Origin of the sequence: Lysinibacillus sp. FSL L8-0126 (assembly GCF_038630385.1) — a bacterium.
In the GTDB taxonomy this organism is placed as follows: Bacteria; Bacillota; Bacilli; order Bacillales_A; family Planococcaceae; genus Lysinibacillus; species Lysinibacillus fusiformis_D.
Genome location: NZ_CP152028.1, coordinates 4,413,419 through 4,431,967 on the forward strand (window position 1 = coordinate 4,413,419; position 18,549 = coordinate 4,431,967).

Annotated in this window: 16 protein-coding genes; 3 read left to right on the plus strand and 13 right to left on the minus strand. The window is 40.9% G+C overall.

The annotated features are described in order from the left end of the window. Positions 1-135 precede the first annotated feature (135 nt). Positions 136-1,773 carry a PucR family transcriptional regulator ligand-binding domain-containing protein gene (locus MHI34_RS21485; protein ID WP_058844699.1) on the plus strand — a complete coding sequence of 546 codons (1,638 nt, stop codon included), beginning with the start codon at positions 136-138 and terminating at the stop codon, positions 1,771-1,773. Here MHI34_RS21485 and MHI34_RS21490 read toward each other — a convergent pair. The 12 genes from MHI34_RS21490 to MHI34_RS21545 form a co-directional block, all read right to left on the minus strand. Further along, entirely contained in the window at positions 1,762-2,589 is an 828-nt protein-coding gene (locus MHI34_RS21490; RefSeq protein ID WP_249646014.1) for an ABC transporter permease, read from the minus strand. The genes MHI34_RS21485 and MHI34_RS21490 overlap by 12 nt on opposite strands. Before the next feature lie 12 nt (positions 2,590-2,601). Continuing rightward, on the minus strand, positions 2,602-3,543 hold the full coding sequence (locus MHI34_RS21495; protein WP_036123050.1) for an ABC transporter permease: 942 nt from the start codon (positions 3,541-3,543) through the stop codon (positions 2,602-2,604). A 16-nt stretch (positions 3,544-3,559) separates the two neighbouring features. Then, entirely contained in the window at positions 3,560-5,116 is a 1,557-nt protein-coding gene (locus tag MHI34_RS21500) for an ABC transporter substrate-binding protein (protein ID WP_089932510.1), read from the minus strand. A gap of 25 nt (positions 5,117-5,141) precedes the next feature. After that, a complete protein-coding gene (locus MHI34_RS21505) occupies positions 5,142-6,104 on the minus strand; it encodes a P1 family peptidase (protein ID WP_089932512.1) in 963 nt (320 codons plus the stop codon). 39 nt (positions 6,105-6,143) lie between these two features. After that, a complete protein-coding gene (locus MHI34_RS21510; RefSeq protein WP_089932514.1) occupies positions 6,144-7,121 on the minus strand; it encodes a dipeptide ABC transporter ATP-binding protein in 978 nt (325 codons plus the stop codon). Then, positions 7,090-8,124, minus strand: a complete 1,035-nt coding sequence (locus tag MHI34_RS21515) for an ABC transporter ATP-binding protein (RefSeq protein WP_089932516.1) — start codon at positions 8,122-8,124, stop codon at positions 7,090-7,092. Before MHI34_RS21515 ends, MHI34_RS21510 begins: the two co-directional genes overlap by 32 nt. A gap of 15 nt (positions 8,125-8,139) precedes the next feature. Further along, complete coding sequence (locus tag MHI34_RS21520; RefSeq protein WP_089932518.1) at positions 8,140-9,594, minus strand: aldehyde dehydrogenase family protein; 1,455 nt, start codon at positions 9,592-9,594, stop codon at positions 8,140-8,142. 10 nt (positions 9,595-9,604) lie between these two features. Further along, positions 9,605-10,351, minus strand: a complete 747-nt coding sequence (locus MHI34_RS21525; RefSeq protein WP_036127354.1) for a glucose 1-dehydrogenase — start codon at positions 10,349-10,351, stop codon at positions 9,605-9,607. 1 nt (position 10,352) lies between these two features. Beyond that, positions 10,353-11,441 (minus strand): tartrate dehydrogenase, encoded by a 1,089-nt coding sequence (locus MHI34_RS21530; RefSeq protein ID WP_058844696.1) that lies wholly within the window; start codon positions 11,439-11,441, stop codon positions 10,353-10,355. Further along, a complete protein-coding gene (locus MHI34_RS21535) occupies positions 11,438-12,670 on the minus strand; it encodes a M20 family metallopeptidase (RefSeq protein ID WP_342503955.1) in 1,233 nt (410 codons plus the stop codon). The genes MHI34_RS21530 and MHI34_RS21535 overlap by 4 nt, the downstream gene beginning before the upstream one ends. 386 nt (positions 12,671-13,056) lie before the next feature. Then, positions 13,057-14,184: a virulence factor gene (locus MHI34_RS21540; RefSeq protein WP_342503956.1), complete on the minus strand. Its 1,128-nt coding sequence runs from the start codon at positions 14,182-14,184 to the stop codon at positions 13,057-13,059. A gap of 12 nt (positions 14,185-14,196) precedes the next feature. Beyond that, positions 14,197-16,083: an ABC-F family ATP-binding cassette domain-containing protein gene (locus tag MHI34_RS21545; protein ID WP_036121545.1), complete on the minus strand. Its 1,887-nt coding sequence runs from the start codon at positions 16,081-16,083 to the stop codon at positions 14,197-14,199. Positions 16,084-16,426: 343 nt separating this feature from the next. Between MHI34_RS21545 and MHI34_RS21550 the strand changes: the two genes are divergently transcribed. Together MHI34_RS21550 and MHI34_RS21555 are read left to right on the plus strand one after the other, a co-directional pair. Continuing rightward, the gene (locus MHI34_RS21550) at positions 16,427-16,639 is read left to right on the plus strand and encodes a hypothetical protein (RefSeq protein ID WP_036121542.1); all 213 of its coding nucleotides are present in this window, start codon (positions 16,427-16,429) and stop codon (positions 16,637-16,639) included. 18 nt (positions 16,640-16,657) lie between these two features. Beyond that, the gene (locus tag MHI34_RS21555; RefSeq protein ID WP_145991324.1) at positions 16,658-16,963 is read left to right on the plus strand and encodes a hypothetical protein; all 306 of its coding nucleotides are present in this window, start codon (positions 16,658-16,660) and stop codon (positions 16,961-16,963) included. Positions 16,964-17,333: 370 nt separating this feature from the next. On the opposite strand, the gene MHI34_RS21560 is transcribed toward MHI34_RS21555, so the two are convergent. After that, the gene (locus MHI34_RS21560; protein WP_036121539.1) at positions 17,334-18,050 is read right to left on the minus strand and encodes a hypothetical protein; all 717 of its coding nucleotides are present in this window, start codon (positions 18,048-18,050) and stop codon (positions 17,334-17,336) included. Between the last annotated feature and the right edge of the window lie 499 nt (positions 18,051-18,549).

Here is an 18,549-nt window from a genome sequence, read left to right on the forward strand (position 1 = left end):
TGACCTCCAATCGTGATCATCGATGTCTTTTTATCTATCACCATTTTCCCTATTAAACTAGTTAATATTGAAATTTTCTGATTTCTCTAACATAATGAAATAGACATTGTACATTCGAAGGGCAGGTGCTAATTGATGGCGAAACATCCTCTACTCGTACGTGATGTCCTCAAGCGCAAGCATTTTGAATCAGCGAAGCTTATCGCTGGGCAGCATGGTCTTGATCGCCAAGTTTTATGGACACATATATTAGAAATCAAAGATTTTGATACATTAATTAATGGTGGTGAATTGATTTTAACTACTGGTGTTGGTTTACAGCTCGAACGTGAAACACAAATCGCCTACTTACAAAACCTTATTCGCAATGAAGCTGCTGGTCTTTGTATAGAAATTGGAGACTATTTCGATCATGTCCCTGTAGAATTGATTGCTATGGCGAACGCCCATCATTTCCCAATTATTATTTTTGAAGACATTGTACGATTTATCGATATTACGCAAGATTTACACACGTACATAATTAATCAACACCAGCAGGCACTAACACAGCTAGATACACTCTCCAAAACATTTATGGAATTATCGTTAATGCCAAATGGAATTTTAAAAATATTACAAGTTCTCCACCAAGATACGGATGCGCCCTTTTTATTTGTCTCAGAAGATACAAAAAGCTTTTATTATCCTGTGGAGGCTAAAAAATACTTGCGTGTTATGGAGGAGCATTGTCAGCAGTTAGAAATACAAGAGCCTCTGCACCTTTTATCCATTGATAAGGATCATTTTGTCATCATCCCTGTGAATGGACTTGGACAAGTTTGGGGCTATTTATGTATGCATTCTGGACTGCCAAAGCCGAGTGATTACACCTTGTTGAATCTAGAACGGGCTACGATGTCAATAGCCCATATTTTAATGCGTAATCGCATGCTGCAGGAGCGACAGCAAAGCCGTGAGGATGAATTTATCCTTGCCTTAATTCAAGGACAGCCCGTTGATATACCATACTATCAAAGCTATTTGCCAATCGAGAGTCGTAATTTATTTTACCGAGTCGTCGTATTCAATCTTCATGATAAAGCTAATACAGTGTCTGAAGAAGAGTGGCAGGAAATACAGCTCCAAAATGCCATGTATATTCGCTCAATTTTAAAAAAGCTCGGATTTTTCCCTACTGTTTCGGTACGACAGCATGAGATTATTATTTTAGCCTTTTTTATTGCCGCAGATTATATGAAAGACAATCGTGATTCCTTCGATCAAGCCATTTCACAGATTATAGCGAGAAAAGCAGCACAGTTTTTTGAACAGCTTATCCTTAGCTGTGGCATTAGCAATGTCTATCAGTCGATTGAAAGTGTTCATCTTGGCTATAAAGAGGCGAAATCGGCCATTCAAATGCAACATCAGCAATTGGCTAGCTCCATCTACTATAAGGATCTAGGTGTCTATCGATTATTATTACAGCAGGATCAGACAGCTCTCCTACAATTTGTGAAAGATTATTTACAAGAGATATTGTTATTAGATCAAAAAAGTAGCCTTGATTTATTTCAAACATTAGCTGTTTATTTGGCCTGTAACGGGGCTAAAAATGATACAGCAGAACAGCTGTTTATCGTCCGTCAAACACTCTATAAACGAATTGAACGGCTAGAAAGTATATTAGGTGCTGATTTTTTACAAGCTCCCCATCGCCTCAATATTGAAATGGCTGTTAAGGCATATGAACTCTTACAAAAAACAGCACCTGATGTGTTACGATTTTGAACGTGGGTCCATAAAATCTCGTAAAGCATTACTGAGCATATATAAACCAAGAACAAGAATGGTAATGGCTCCTCCTGGCGCATACGTATACCAAGGGGCACCGATTAAATAGGCTTGTGAATCTTTTAACATTCTGCCCCAGCTAGGGTTTGGTGGTTGTACTCCAAGCCCTAAATAGCTTAGTGCTGCCTCGGCTAACATCGCCGTCGCAAATGTCACGGTTGCAGCCACAATAATTTGCGACGAAATGTTCGGTAAAATATGGCGGAACATAATGCTATAAGGCTTGACCCCGATTAATTTCGCTGCCAGTACATATTCCGAGTCACGTTGCTGCACAAAGCCACTACGTGCAATCCTTGCAATAGCTGGAATAGCGATAATGCCAAGCGCTATAGCGGTATTTGTAATCCCTGGACCGAATACTGCTACAAGCATTAAGGCTAAAATAATGCCTGGAAAAGCCATTAAAGCGTCCATCGTCCGCATAAAGATTTCATCGATCCAGCCACCAATATAGCCCGCAATACCACCGATAAGAATGCCAAACACCGTTCCAATTGCCACGGTTAATAGACCCACAGCAAAGGCTGTTTGTGTCCCCTTCATAATGCGGCTAAAAATATCACGCCCGAATTCATCTGTTCCAAACATATAGGCACCACCAGGTCCACGCAATTTTTCAGGTATATTCATCGCATTGACATCATGTGGTGTATAAAAGAAACTAACAAGCATGACGAGCAAAAAGCCGACAATAACGAGGAGACCAATGACTAAATTGATTTTTTTAGTATAGCGCTGTAGTTGTTTCATGATAGCCACCTCTTAACGTAATCGAATTCTAGGGTCCAACACAGAATATAAAACATCAACGATAAAATTAATCATGACGACAGCTACTGTAATATACATGACAATCCCCTGCACAAGTGGAAAATCACGATTACTAATAGCCGTAATTAGTAGCTGACCGATACCTGGCAAGGAAAACACCTGCTCCACAATAATCGTTCCTGCTACTACCTCTGCCATGATCAAACCAAAAACCGTTAAAATCGGGATCATCGAATTTTTTAATACATGCTTATACATTACATTTTGTTCAGACATCCCTTTACTGCGAATTGTACGGACATAATCGAGTTGGACTTGTTCTAGAATAGCTGTACGGACATAACGGAAATTCACCGCAATTTGTGGAATGGCAATCGTTAAAGCTGGAAGAATAAGCGTGCTAAGTGCTCCTGCTATACTTTGGGTCCAAGGAATATAGCCACTAATTTTAAAGAAGCTAAACTGTAAGCCAATGTAAAGAATAAGCATCATCCCTAGCCAAAAGGATGGTACTGCCATCCCAATTTGCGTCATAGTGGATAATGACACATCACTTAATTTATTTTGTCTTCTTGCAGCAAACATCCCTAAAGGTAAGGAAATGATTAAGACCATAATAAGGGTAAGCCCTGCTAATGACATGGTGACAGGAAGTCGATCAAATAATAATTCTTTTACTGGCATGGAAAATCGAATGGAATTCCCTAATTGCCCTGTCAATAAGCCCTTCATCCAATCTACATATTGTTCATAAAGAGGACGATCCAAGCCGAGCTCAGATCGTAAATTTTCAATTTGTGTGGGATCCGCCTCCGTCCCTAACATCGTGCGAACCGGATCACCAGGTAATATTTGAAAAACGCCAAATGTAATGATGGATACTAGAAGGATGGTGATTATTAACAGGATGATTCGACGTAGGATATACATCATAAGCATTCATCCCTTTCTAGTTTGAAAACTTAACCTCAGACATATCATGGAACCAGAATGGATAACTCTTAAGCCCCGTCACTTGTTTGTCAGTACCCCACACGATTTGATAATCAGCAATGTAAACCGCAGTAGCTTGCTCTGCTAAAATTTCCTGTGCACGATGGTAGTAGTCGATTTGTTTAGCTTGATCAGTTTCCTTCAAGACATCAGCCATAATTTTGTCGTATTCTTCGTTTTTAAACAGGAAGAAGTTTTCACTATCATTTGTGGAGATATAGTCATTCAAAATTTCAAAGGCAGATGCACGACCTGTTAAATCAATCGTTGTCATCTCATAGTCGCGACCAAAGTACACACGATCTAGCCAGATACCCCATTCAACTACTTCAATTTCTACATCAATGCCAATTTCCTGCAAATTAGCCACTACAATTTGGGCAATATTTGAGTAAATATCATTATGTGAAGACACCGTTATTTTTGTTTTAAAGCCATCAGGATAACCCGCTTCCGCTAATAAGGCTTTCGCTTTTTCCACATCTCGCTCATACATGCTTTCTAAGCCCTTCTTTTGGAAGTCTCCCATTGCTGGACTCATATTAGATCCAAGAGGAACAGCATAGCCCGCAAATACAGAATCAATAATATCGGATTTACTAATGGCGTAATTGATCGCTTGACGAACCTTCACATTATCAAAAGGTGCCTTTGTTTCGTTAAAAGTAACGATTAATGATGAGTTATTATTTTGATGGGATAAATTATAGCTACCCTCTACCTCACCAACACGATGCCAAGGAACACTCGTTAAATCTACCTCATTCGCCATCAAGCTCATAATGGCTGCCTGATCATCTGATTGGAAGGCAAAGGTTACTTTATTCAAATAAGGCAATCCTTCCTGCCAATACTGCTCATTTTTCTTGAGCTCTAAATTGGTGCCAGGTGCGTATTTTACAAAGGCAAATGGTCCTGTCCCAATTGGGTTTTCATTATGCTTACCATCATTACTTTTAGGAATAATAGCTGATTGTCTTGCTGTTAATGAATACAAGAAATTAGAGTTCGGCTCTTTTAACTTGATAATAAATGTAGTCGCATCAGGTGCCTCTGTAGATGCTACATTATCAAAGTTATTAGACATTTTCTCCCCACCATTTTTCCCCATTAAACGGTCAAAGGAATATTGGATATCCTCCATCGTTAAATCATCACCATTATGAAACTTCACACCTTGGCGTATTTTAAACGTATACGTTAAACCATCCTCCGAGATGTCGTAGCTCTCTGCAAGCCCCTCTTTCAAGGAACCATCCGTTTCAGGTGCCATAAGCCCTTCAAACAGATTAAGTATCATTTGATAGGAAATAGACGCTGTAGCCTTATGTGGATCTAAAAAATCTGGATCGTCATTGACACGTACAACGATTTCCTGTGGAACATCGGCTACTGTTTGACCATCTGTAGAACTTGAACCTGTCGTATTTTTCTTTCCATCACCTGAACATGCTGTCATGATAATTGCTAATAACAATGTCACGAGCATCAGTCCTCTTTTTTTCCATTGCATAGTCGTTCCCCCTTTTCCCATATGCCTATCTTTGAATGCTTGTATAGCTTTCAACATCTGCCAATTTATCAGCGCCTTTAATGCCAGCGAGAATAGCTTCCTCCATTACCTTTGTTGCTAAATGTCCTAGATAATCAAGTGCATAAGGTTGATCGCCTGTCCCTAGCACAAAAATCGTATCGCCATCCAGCATGGTATGAACGGGATAAATCGTTCGTGCTAAAGCATTTTGCGTAAGCTGTGCAATTTTTTTAGCCTCTGCCTTCGTTAACTTGGCATTCACTGCTACCACACCGATCGTTGTATTAGTGCCAGCTAATGCCTCTGATTGTGCATGCTGCTCTAAATAGGCACAGCAATCCACCCACTGACCAGAATGCGCATCTCTGGCTCCTGCTAAAATTTGCCGTGTAGCAGGGTCCTTGACATCTCCCACGGCATTCACTGCCACGATGGCTCCTGCTACGAGACCATCTTTCCCCGCATAGGAAGCACTACCAAGCCCACCCTTCATCGCAAAATTAGGTCCTGCTAGTTTGCCAATAGTTGCGCCATAGCCAGCACCTATATTGCCATTGGTAAATGGGCCAACTTGTGCTGCTTGTGCCGCTTCATAGCCCATTTGCGCAGTAGGTCGAGCATGGGGATCACCGATAAATAAGTCAAAGAGAACAGCACTCGGCACAATCGGTATTTTTGCCACACCTGCATCGACACCAATTCCTTGCTCGGCTAAAAATTGCATGACACCTGTGGCAGCATCTAATCCGAAGGCGCTGCCCCCAGCTAAACAGATGGCGTGGACTCGATCAATTTCATTAATAGGGTCTAATGCATCTGTTTCACGAGTGCCTGGTGCAGAGCCTCGAACATCCACTCCACACACCGCCCCACTTTCTACTAATAGCACCGTGCAGCCCGTAATCCCTTCCTTATTTTCACGATGTCCGACTTTGACACCTGGCACATCCGTTATATTGCCAAACATCTGCAACACCTCCACTCTAGAATAAATTTAATTTTCTGATTATTTATCATATAAAAAGCAAGCCACTCGTTGATGGTCATTTTCATGTTGAAGCATCGGTCTTTCCTGATGACATCTTTCCATCACAAATGGACAACGGGTATGAAAGACACAGCCAACAGGTGGATTCATTGGACTTGGTAATTCACCTTGTAAAAGTATTTCTTGTTTCGGCTCATCAAAATTAACGACTGGTATAGCAGATAGCAATGCTTGTGTGTAGGGATGTAATGGATTGGCATAGAGCTCCTTCTTTGTCCCAATCTCCACAACTCTTCCTAAATACAGCACTGCCACACGGTCACTAATATGCTTCACAACACTTAAGTCATGTGAAATAAATAAATAGGTTAATTGAAATTCATCTTGTAAATCCATCATGAGATTAAGAACTTGCGATTGCACCGACACATCCAGAGCAGATACCGGCTCATCAGCAATAATGAATTCTGGGTGTATCGCTAATGCTCGGGCAATACCAATTCGTTGTCGCTGCCCACCAGAAAATTCATGCGGAAACTTATGCATGGCATCCTCAGGTAGCCCTACCTTTTGTAAGAGCTCCTTCACACGCTCTTTTCGTTGTTCCTTCGTCAATGTTAATTGCAGTTTCATCGGTTCCTCGATAATAGAGCCTACCCGCATCCGAGGATTAAGGGAGGAAAAGGGATCTTGAAAAATCATTTGCATTTGATTGCGATAACTTTGTAGCTTACTGCCCTTTAAATGCTGGATTGGCTGCCCTTTATACAATACTTCCCCTGCTGTTGGTTCAACGAGCTTTAAAATCGTTCGCCCAAAGGTTGATTTGCCTGAGCCTGATTCTCCTACAATGCCCAATGTTTCTCCTCTAAAAATCTCTATTGAAATATCGTCAACCGCCTTGATGACCTTTTTTTCTTCCTTCATCGATTTGCGTTTCACAGGAAAGTAGGCTTTTAAATGATTAATTTCCAGCAAAACTTCTTTCTCCATCATGAGCCAGCTCCCCTTTCTCTGTGAATAAATGACAGCGTACTTTATGTGCCTCTTGAATGTAATGGATAGCCGGTTGCTCCACATGGCAATGTGCCATCGCATGTGGACAGCGTGGGGCAAAGCGACAGCCACCAGGCAATGCATACGCTGGTGGTACGGTGCCAGGGATCGACGGCAGCCTTTTGACATCTGAATCAAGGCTAGGCATCGTTTTTAAGAGAGCAGTTGTATAAGGATGCTGCGGATTTAAAAAGAGCTCTCTCACTGGAGCTTCCTCGACAATTTGCCCTGCATACATCACCATGACACGATCGGCTGTTTCTGCAACAACACTCATATCATGTGTAATAAATAAAATGGCCGACTGATGCTCTTTCTTCATTTTCAGCATCAGCTTTAAAATTTGTGCCTGTACCGTCACATCCAGTGCTGTGGTTGGTTCATCTGCAATCAATAGCTGCGGATTATTAGACATCGCAATAGCAATCATGACACGTTGCCGCATTCCCCCTGATAGTTGATGAGGATATTCAGCAATCACCTTTTCTGCATTGGCAATCCCTACCTCCTGTAAAAGTAGTAATGCTTTCTTCCATGCCTCTTTTCTCGATACCTTTTGATGTCTGCGAATGCCCTCAATCATTTGATTGCCAATCGTAAAGACGGGATCTAAAGAGGTCATAGGTTCTTGAAAAATCATACTAATTTCATTACCACGAATACGGCTCATCTCTTTCTGTTTATAGGCGAGTAGATTTTTACCGTTTAAGGCAATGGAACCTGCTGTAATTTCACCTGGTGGTATGGGCAGTAAACGCATAATCGCTAAGGAGGTGATACTTTTGCCGCTTCCTGATTCACCTACCAGTGCAACGGTTTCTCCTTTATGAATAGTAAAGTTTACATCTTCAACAACCTTCGCCTCTTTGCCATTTTTCAACTGGAATTGGATGGATAATTGATTGACCTCTAAAAGCACTTCTTTTTCTTTTGGCTGTTCCATATGCGTCCCTCCATCTCACTGTTGATTAGGTGGTGCATAGCGTATAGCGATGTTTTTCATTTGCGTATAGTTTCGCAGTGCAACAAAGCCCTTCTCTCGACCAATTCCGCTTTTTTTATAGCCGCCAAATGGCATTTGAATGCCACCTGCAGCCCCATAATTATTAATAAATACTTGTCCAGCCTGCACGCGACTTGCCACATAATGAGCTGTATCAATATGCTGTGACCAAACACCAGCGACTAAGCCATAGTCAGTGCTATTGGCTAATGCAATGGCCTCGTCTGCGCTGGAAAATGGCAGGACGGTTAAGACAGGGCCGAAAATTTCTTCCTGCGCTAATGGATCATTTGGATCAACGCCATCCAGTATAGTTGGCTGTACATAAAAGCCCTTTTCATAGCCTTTTATCGTCACTGGTTCGCCACCCGTAATCACATAGCCATCTGTCTTTGCTTGTTGTAATAATGCCGTGATTTTCGTATATTGGCGTTCATTTAATAGCGGTCCCATATCCATATCCGCTTCCCCAGGTCCAACTTGTATCGCTTGGAATTTTTGCGCTAGTTGTGCAATGAATGTATCTTTAATACTTTCTTCAATGAGTAAACGTGCCCCTGCAGAGCAAGTTTGACCGGCATTTTGAATAATGGCACGTACAACCCCCTCTAATGCTTGCTCCATATCGGCATCTGCAAACACAATATTAGGCGATTTTCCTCCAAGCTCTAATGTCACAGGCACAACATTTTCTGCTGCTGCCTTCATCACCGCTATCCCTGTCGGCACAGAACCCGTAAACGTAATATGATTAATATCGGGATGTGACGTTAAATAGAGCCCAACCTCTCGCCCCAATCCTGTAATATGCTGGAAAATCCCTTTCGGCACTTTATTGGCAAACCATTCAGCGATGGCATGTGTTGTCAGGGGTGTATCCTCTGCACTTTTCACAATCACAGCATTACCAGTTGCTATAGCCGCTGCGACACTTCTTGCCGTAATTTGAATCGGATAATTCCATGGCACAATATGTACCGTAATGCCAACTGGCTCTAGCACTACCGCATTTAATAGTCCATCCTCAATCGGAATGGTATCCCCCATCACCTTATCCGCTGCACCACCATAAAATTCAAAATAGCGAGCCGCTGCTTCAATATCTGCTCTTGCCTGTGATAAGGGCTTTCCTACGTCTCGACATTCTAGTAAACTCCATTCCTCTGCATGCTGTCGAATATAATGGGCAAATTCAATTAATAACTGCCCCCGTTCATAGGCCTTCCATTGACGCCAGTCTTGTCCTTCAAACGCTAGACGGGCTGAATGTACTGCTTGTTCCACATGCGCTTTACTTGCATTGCTAATTTGTGCAATCACTTCCCCTGTCGAGGGATTTTTAACTTCTAGGTGTGTCTCTTCTTCACCATGAACCCACTCCCCATTAATTAACATAGGAATTTTTCTCATCGTACCCCTCCTATAATCCACGACCACCATCTACATGCAATGTCGTTCCAGTGACCATACTTGCCGCATCAGACAATAAATAGCTGACTGCCCCTGCTATATCCGCTGGCTGTACTAAGCGCCCAAGTGGGACAGACTGCACAAACACATTTTGCTTCGTTTGCTCTATATCAGCATCCTGTGCAGCAAATTGACCAAGCATTTGTGTGTCAGCTGGGCCTGGATGAATCGTATTAACGCGAATTTGGCTTGATGCAAGTTCAATTGCAAGCCCTCTTGTAAAGCTTTCTGCCGCCCCCTTTGAGGCAATATAAGCCTGTAAGCCTGGTCTAGGACGCACGGCAGAAATAGAGGCTATTGTAATAATGGAGCCCCCTTGCTGTTTTTTCATAAAAGGAACAACTGCTTTTGTCGTGATAAACAAGCTTTTTACATTGACATCCATTAAACGGTTCCACTCATCCATCGTGACCTGCTCAATCGGTGTCGCTGACTGGGCAATTCCTAGTGCATTGACAAGGCCATCTATTCTGCCATACTTGTCAAAAACCTGTTGGCAAATGCTTTGAACACGTTCCTCCTGCAATACATTGACTTCAACACATTGTAATGAATCATGGGCGATATCTGATAGTGCATCTATTGATAAATCAAGCCCTACAACCTGATTACCCTGCTTTAGCTGCTCTTGAATAATCGCTTTTCCCATACCGCCTCCTGCACCTGTAACTACGACCACCTTTTGCTCGATTGCCATCCTAAACACCTCCTGCTGTTAAAGTCCTATTAATGATTTCCTGACAAATTGCATCGCCCATTTGTGCCGTTGTCGCTTGTCCACCAATATCTGCTGTCTTTACGATACCTTCCTGTAGCACTGTTGTAATCGCCTTAACAATGAGCTGTTCTAAATCGCTTCTACCTTGATGTCCAAGAAGTAAGGCAAGCGACCAAATTTGTGCAATGGGGTTAGCAATGCCCTTACCTGCAATATCTGGTGCAGACCCATGAACAGGCTCAAACATCGATGGAAAATCCTTTTCTGGATTCAGGTTTGCCGATGGAGACAGACCAAGTCCCCCGACAATAGCTGAGCCTAAATCGGATAAAATATCGCCGAATAAATTGGACGCCACAACCACCTCGAAATCCTGTGGACGTTCGACAAAATAGGCTACCAAAGCATCAATATAAATGGATTTCAACTGTAGGTCTGATGAGCTTTGTGCCACCGTTTTTTTTGTCTGTTCATCCCAAAATTTCATCGAATGAATAATGGCATTCGATTTTGTCGCACTGGTGATATTGGTTTTACCATGTTGCTTGGCATAATTACAGGCAGCTCGGACAATTTTTTCAATGCCAATCCGCGTCATAATGGTATTTTGAATGGTCATTTCCTGTGGCTGCTGCTGATACAGTCGACCACCACTATCCGAATATTCGCCCTCCGCATTTTCACGGAAGATGACAAAGTCAATGTCTTTACCATTCGTTAAGGGAGATGCTATCCCTGGCAACGATTTAATAGGACGGAAATTCACATACTGCTGGAAATGTTTCCGAATAGGCATAATTAATTGCCAAACCGTGACATCATCTGGCACACGAGCATCGCCAATTGCACCAAATAAAATCGCATCATATGTTTGAAGTGTTTCCAATGCATTCTCGGGCATCATACAGCCGTGCTGCACATAATAATCAGAGCTCCAAGGAAAAATGGTCGTTTCAATGTGTAAGGAACTGTCCTGTTCCTGCAAACATGTCAGCACCTTTAATGCTTCCTGCATTACCTCTTTTCCTATGCCATCCCCTGGTATGACGGCCATTTTTATTGACGTCATTGTTCATCACCCGCCAAAAATTTTAATGCTGCTAAACGGTAAATAGCCGTTGTTTCTGCTAATTCTTCAAGCTCTACATATTCATTGATTTGATGAGGGATTTCGCGATCTCCAGCACCGACCGTCACAATCGGGATGCCATGAACATGAAGAAACGTACCATCTGTCGCGCCCGGAACACCATTATATTTCGGTTCTTTCTCCGTCACCTCTGCCACTGCCTCATAAATAGCCTGTACCACAGGATCTTCCTTAGCCGTTGCAGTAGCTGGCCGATTATCAAGCACCGTTAGTTCGACTTTAAAATCAGGGTCATCTGCTTGTAATCGTTTAATAATGGCCTCGATTTTGCCTACTAGCTCATTATGATCCTGAGCAGGCACCGTGCGGATGTCGAGCGTCGTCATACAATGATCTGGAATGACATTGATTTGTGCATCACCTTTAACCGGCGCACGTAAAATCGTTGGTGTAATAGATGGCCAATTCAGCATCGGATCACGCCCTAATCGTGCTTGCTCCTCTTTTTCCAATTTTTCAAGTTCTACGATAAAACGCGCCATACGCCAGTTTGGATTTATACCGCTCCACGAAATAGCACCATGCGCCATTTTACCGAAAATATCTACTTGTAAACGTATGGCCCCACGCTGTGCAATACATACATTATTTTCCTGTGGCTCACAGATAATCGCGCCATCCACTCCATCAGCCCAGCCATTTTTAATAAAATGCTTAATGCCAAGCATTAGCCCCTCTTCATCACAAGGAATACATAAAATAATCTTGCCAGTAAACTCCTCTCGATCTAGCAGCAATGACTGGCAAGCCGTAATCATACAAGCCAGATTCCCCTTTGTATCATTCGTTCCCCTGCCATACATACGCCCATCCACAATCTCTGCTCCAAATGGATCATAAGCCCAAGCCTCTCGATTGCCCTCTGTCACGACATCTGTATGTCCTTCGAAAAGTAATGTTTTCCCAGGCTTGCCCGAATCAATAATGCCAATTACATTCGGTCGCCCTGGCACAACTTCCTCTACATGCGTTTCGATGCCAATATCTCGTAAATAAGAGGCTACAAAAGTTGCCACCTCTTGCTCATTACCCTTCGGATCGTTCTCACGGTAAACGCTTTCAATTCGCACAAGCTTCTGTGTTAATGCAATGACCGCCTCACGATCACGCACATACGATTTCGTTGCTTTCAAACTAGTTACTGTCATGCAAAGGCCCCCTATTTTTATAGAATATTCTGAATTTATGTTATTTTATCATTGTCCTTTCTCTATGAAACTAGACAATATGTTAATGATTCCTAGAATGACCTTAACTTTTTGTTTAGCAATAAAACGCTAGAAAATGACAAATTATTCTGTTTTACGTGAATTTTTGATAGATTTTTTGAATAAAGAAGAGTTTATGGTTCGATTTTGGGGTGCTTGATTTTATAGTGAGTGAGTCGGTGCATCCTACTTTTGAAAGACTTGTTCTCCTTTTAGAGCTGAGCCTCACGCTACTTATGAGCGACCTTTTCTTTTATTTGAGAGCGAACAACCACCCTATCCCCTCCTAAAACGAAAAAAACCAGCAGCTGCTGGTTTTTTCCTGTTTATTGTTGACGGGATTCGGTCATTTGCTTCCAGACCGAGCCTTTTGCTTCCTCACCTTGTTCGATACGAGCAATAGCCATTTTCACTTGTAATTTCACTTCGAATTCTTTATCATCCTCAGCCGCTTTTAGTGCTGGTAAAGATTGCTCCGTGCCGACCTCATATAAATACATCGCTGCACGCCAGCGAACCAATTTGTTTTTATCTTGCAAGGCTTGCTGCATGGCTTCTTCAAATTCTACAAGGCCAAGATCACTCATACAGTCGCCTGCTGTTCGACGTACCGCTGCACTTTTATCCTGTAAGGCTCTTTCTAAATAAGGCACAACAGCCACATCTTCAATCATGCCTAAGTAGACAGTCGCTAGTCGACGAATGGACATCTGTTCATCCTGTAAGGCTAAATCAAGTAATGGTAAATCATCTAGCTCTGGATCAGCCATTTGATCGAGCAACTGGAAGCGTTTCTCCCATTCTGGTTGATTGAACTGCTCCACTGTCACTTTTATTTTAGCTGTTTTAATCACTGCTTTTTCATCATCATTATTAATAGCTGTGACAATTTCTGCTAAACGCTCCGCAGAATACGTGACATCGATCTCCTGCTTGACTGTTTCTGCTATATCCTCAAGCTCGCCATAGCGTACACCATAATCAATCCATTTGCGTTGGAAAATATAGTTTTCATCTACTGCCGACTCAATAATTTGATTAAAGGCATCAACAAAGCGGTCGCCACAGCTAACACGATGTTCGCGCTGATTATCAAAAACTTTTACTTGTAGTGGCACTTGCTTGTAAAACTGTACATGCACATAAACCTCACCATAAAATTCATTGGCTACAACGGTTTCATCTTGTGTTTGTACATCTTCCCCTAGCACTTGACGAATATTTGCAAGAATGCCTTCCCATGCATATTTGGCATTACGCTCAACAGCAAAGAAATCGGCTACGTGGTAAACGCCCTTTACCCCTTCAATAGCTAAAATGGCTGCAGCCTCGCCAGTTGCCTCGTCTTTATTATCCTTTGTAAAATTATAGCTTTTCCCGAACGGTAGCTCTGTATCAACGACAATCTTCATCGAATTGGGACTTGGCGTCGGTTCAATTGTAATAATCTTCATGTCTATCGCTCCTTATCCGTTGACAATTTCATCTAAATAAGACCATCTTTCAATCAGATGCTCATAGTGAGCATTTAGCTCATCCAACTTAGCTGTTAATTCCTGTAATTTCGTGAAATCTGAGCCCGCATTCGCGATTCCGTCTTCGGTCTCCATAATGGCTGTTTCCGTCTTTTCAATGTCATCTGCAATCGTTTCCCATTCCTTTTGCTCTTTAAACGATAGCTTTTTCTTGTCTGATTTTGGCTTTTCGGTCTTCGCCTTTTCGACTTTTGGCGCCTCTGCTTTGACAGTAGCTGCCTGCTCGCGCTTCTCTAAATACTCACTGTATAGATCCAGCGTTTCCTCTACCTGTCCTTGTCCATCCAATATCCATAACTTTTTCGCAATTCGGTCTAGGAAGAAACGGTCATGGGAAATCGTGATGACAACGCCAGGGAAATGCTCAATGAAATCCTCTAACACACCCAATGTTTCAATATCCAGGTCATTGGTTGGCTCATCAAGTAATAAAACATTTGGTTGCTCCATTAATAAACGTAATAAATGAAGACGTTTGCGCTCACCACCAGATAATTTTCCAATTGGTGTACCATGGGCGTGCAGCGGGAATAAAAAGCGCTCTAACATTTGAGCCGCTGAATAGCGAACGCCCTCTGCATCGGTAATATCATTAGAAGCCTCACGTATATATTCAATCATACGCTCATTTTCATTCATTTTCGGCAATGTTTGCTTGAAATGTGCAAGCTTCACTGTTGACCCTACAAGAATTTCACCTTGATCGGGTGTTAGCTCACCTGCCAGCATGTTCAATAAAGTTGATTTTCCTACACCATTCGCACCAATAATGCCGATACGGTCCCCCTGCTGTAGTAAAAATGAAAAGTGTTCAAGAATTTTTTGCTGTCCGAAGGCTTTCGAAATATTTTCAGCCTCTAGCACTTTTCGACCAAGGCGTGTAGTTGCAAGGCCCAATTCCAATGAAACATCCTCTGATTTGCGCTCTAGGTTATCCTCCAGCTTTTCAAAGCGTTGAATACGCGCTTTTTGCTTAGTTGAACGTGCCTTCGCACCACGACGAATCCATTTCAACTCTGAACGATAACGGTTGCGATCCTTTTGCGCAGAGGCAGCCTTCATTTCCTCACGAATAGCACGTGACTCTAAATAATCACCATAATTTCCTGTATGACGATACAACGTTTGATCTGCAAGCTCATAAATATGTGTCGATAATTCATCGAGGAAATAACGATCGTGGGTGATGAAAATGACTGCACCCTTTAGACGTAGCACCATTTCTTGGAGCCACTCCGTTGACTCCACATCTAAATGGTTGGTAGGTTCATCCAATAAATAAAGATCTGCAGGTTCAATTAACACTTTGGCTAAGGCAACTCGTTTTTGCTGACCACCTGATAGCGTTAACACCTCTTTATCGAATGTTTCGATGCCTAGCTTCGTTAATGCCGTTTTCGCAAGGGCATTAACATCCCATGCCTGCTCTTCATCCATGCGCTGTTGCAGACTAAACAATGTCTTTTGTAAACTTTCGGATGTTGGGTTGACAGCTAGTGCAGCTACTGTATCTTCATATTGGCGATTGAGTTGTAAAATCGGTGAATCGCCTGCAAAGACAGCCTGTAAAACCGTTTCTCCAGCATTAAATGTCGGCTCCTGTGGCAAATAGGCAACACGGTATTTATTCGGACGATCGACTGTTATCATGTCTGCTTCTATATCTCCAGCTAAAATGGATAACAGGGTTGATTTGCCCGTTCCATTAATACCGATTAAGCCTGCTCGCTCTCCTTCATAAATGGTAAATTCAATATTTTGAAAAAGCGTTTTATCGCCCACCGTTTTGGTTAGATTTTGTACGATTAAATGACTCATTCCACTATTCCATCTCTTTCATGTTAGGTATTGTTCATGCCCACACGATTTTTATGTAGACGATTATTGATATCCATTATTCATCATAACATCATTTGACAGGTAAACAAAGAACAACAACCCGTACTTACGATGGGTGAATGTCCTGTAAATTCGTGTGCATAAGCTGACAAAGCTTGATGATTCCTTGTTCTATGTCCTGTGGTTTTAGATACGAATGTAATACAAGCAATGGTTTGCCGTTTCTACCGATGATGAATTACTATTTATTTCTGATAAAAATATTTGGGCAAATCTTTATTCCCTTACTGCGTTAGACATTGCGTATTTTGAGGAACAAGACTTGGATCGTTTTTTTGAATTACTAAAGTTAGTCAAACAGAGTGGGGCAAACATTGACCATGTAAACGTAACAGATAGGAAAGAAGTTAGCCAAAGTACTGCTATTGGCTTTGATATGATGCTTGCTGAGAGCATAGACATAAAGGAAGAATTATTAGTTTCAATCAAGAAATCAAATTGGGAAGTTGCTAGTTTTTATGAAAATAAAAAATGAGTTGCAGAAAAAGAAAAAGTGCAAAATCGCCGTTTTACGTTTGATTCAAAATACAATGATTATTGGTTCAAATGTAGAGCAACAAATGACAAGGGCAAATGCACGAATATATTTGTCCAAATCTATTTCAAGGACCATAGCTTAACACAGGCAAATAGCCACCTAGAAGAAGAGTTCAACACGATATTTATGCTATTTGAAAAACGATACAGCTTTATAGAAGAGAGTTCAGATAATTCGATACATTTTACGGGTGCTGAAATTGCTCAATATGCAAGTACGGCCGATTTTATTAAAAAAATTTCAACTAATTTATTACAATAACAGGGTTATGTCAACAACTATCCTATTTTTTAATGGGGATTTTTTATGGAGTTAGCAGTCGTCAAAAATTTAGTTTTAACTATTGCTAACTTTGTGTTCATTTTAGAAAAAAACATCAATAATCGTCATGCATTAAGGGGTAAAATTACTGCGTAGTCTTTTTAAAACAGTCTACTTGACAGGGGTAAGTCCAAAAAATTTTTATTCGAGTTTACTTTTTAAAAAAGCGTTGATTTATTTTAATGCGACGCTAGTGCTCATATTTATGTTTCAAAAAAGTTAAGTTTAGTCAAACAATGATAAAAGAATCCCACGGAAAAGCAAACCTGTCTGCTTTCCCATGGGATTTTGTGTTTTGTGGTGATTAATCTTATTTTTTATAAACGGTTTTTTTAATGAAAGTACCATCTGGTTTATAAGCATGTCCGAAATTACATGTAGAACCAGTATCTACAGCATACTGAACTTTATGGTGAGTTGTGAAAAGTTCGAAATAGATGCTTTCATCTGCTTTGATTGGTGTATTACTTGTGAACTCAACAGTGAAATCCTGCTCCAACTTAAATCCGATTTTAGCTTCGAGACCAGCTTTAGAGGCACCAAAAGTTCCGTCAAAAGTTGATTTAAAACTTTTCTTTTCTGATATTTTAAAGGTATCTGGACCATCTATAAAGAAGGTTTTATATGGGTAATTTTCGTTATACCAGCCAGACCCTAAGTCTTTTACATAACATATTTCGCCTTTCGCATACGGAGTAACTTCTTGGTCTGGTTTACTAAAGTCTGTTTCTGAAGGTGTATATTCATATTCAATTCTAACAGGAACTTCTTCTAAACCTTGTTCTACTGCAATTTCTTCCAATACTGACTTATCTGTAATAATTACAGATGATACACCTTCAGAGGACTGTAATTGCGTTTGCATCTCTAGGCTAATGGGTATTTTTGAAGTCATAGTATCTTCGCTTTCAATCTTCATACCATCTACCTTACAATCGGATGAAGAGGTACTCGCAAAAGATGTTGGAACTATTGAAAAACAAAAAATTGACGCTAAAAATAATGAACCAAAAGCTTTTTCAAACATTTTATTACCTCCTTTTTGTAATTCACTCATATTATAATGCATATATATATACTTTTAAAGTAAAATATGTAAATAATGCATTTATTAGAAAGGATTTGGTATTGTTGAAAAAATTTTTACTCTCTGTATATTTCGTAATAATTTCCTGCATTGGCATATTATTTGTACCAGTATCATTAAAGTGGGGGCCTCAACTTGAATTTTATGATAAAAGGTATGTTCCTTTATGGCAATTACAATCTAAGGAACTCCAAGTTGATGATTATTATCCAATTTATGAGCTTGATATTGTGAGAATAGTATATGAAATTGGCATAGTAACTTTATTACTGTTTATAATATATTTAATACTAAAGGAAGTCTAAGAACTTAAAAAAGATGGATTTATAGAATTGTGGTAACTCCATTTCCTACCAATAGGGTGTGGTCTAACAGTAGCGCTTTGCCTCCTGATTCAAATGTGATAATATAAATTTTATTATCAATATCTGTAAGTAAA

What these genes read in the sequence shown, in the direction of transcription:
- MHI34_RS21485 (WP_058844699.1), top strand. Translation starts at nt 136, where the DNA reads ATGGCGAAACATCCTCTACTCGTACGTGATGTCCTCAAGCGCAAGCAT.
- MHI34_RS21490 (WP_249646014.1), bottom strand. Translation starts at nt 2,589, where the DNA reads ATGAAACAACTACAGCGCTATACTAAAAAAATCAATTTAGTCATTGGT.
- MHI34_RS21495 (WP_036123050.1), bottom strand. Translation starts at nt 3,543, where the DNA reads ATGATGTATATCCTACGTCGAATCATCCTGTTAATAATCACCATCCTT.
- MHI34_RS21500 (WP_089932510.1), bottom strand. Translation starts at nt 5,116, where the DNA reads ATGCAATGGAAAAAAAGAGGACTGATGCTCGTGACATTGTTATTAGCA.
- MHI34_RS21505 (WP_089932512.1), bottom strand. Translation starts at nt 6,104, where the DNA reads ATGTTTGGCAATATAACGGATGTGCCAGGTGTCAAAGTCGGACATCGT.
- MHI34_RS21510 (WP_089932514.1), bottom strand. Translation starts at nt 7,121, where the DNA reads ATGATGGAGAAAGAAGTTTTGCTGGAAATTAATCATTTAAAAGCCTAC.
- MHI34_RS21515 (WP_089932516.1), bottom strand. Translation starts at nt 8,124, where the DNA reads ATGGAACAGCCAAAAGAAAAAGAAGTGCTTTTAGAGGTCAATCAATTA.
- MHI34_RS21520 (WP_089932518.1), bottom strand. Translation starts at nt 9,594, where the DNA reads ATGAGAAAAATTCCTATGTTAATTAATGGGGAGTGGGTTCATGGTGAA.
- MHI34_RS21525 (WP_036127354.1), bottom strand. Translation starts at nt 10,351, where the DNA reads ATGGCAATCGAGCAAAAGGTGGTCGTAGTTACAGGTGCAGGAGGCGGT.
- MHI34_RS21530 (WP_058844696.1), bottom strand. Translation starts at nt 11,441, where the DNA reads ATGACGTCAATAAAAATGGCCGTCATACCAGGGGATGGCATAGGAAAA.
- MHI34_RS21535 (WP_342503955.1), bottom strand. Translation starts at nt 12,670, where the DNA reads ATGACAGTAACTAGTTTGAAAGCAACGAAATCGTATGTGCGTGATCGT.
- MHI34_RS21540 (WP_342503956.1), bottom strand. Translation starts at nt 14,184, where the DNA reads ATGAAGATTATTACAATTGAACCGACGCCAAGTCCCAATTCGATGAAG.
- MHI34_RS21545 (WP_036121545.1), bottom strand. Translation starts at nt 16,083, where the DNA reads ATGAGTCATTTAATCGTACAAAATCTAACCAAAACGGTGGGCGATAAA.
- MHI34_RS21560 (WP_036121539.1), bottom strand. Translation starts at nt 18,050, where the DNA reads ATGTTTGAAAAAGCTTTTGGTTCATTATTTTTAGCGTCAATTTTTTGT.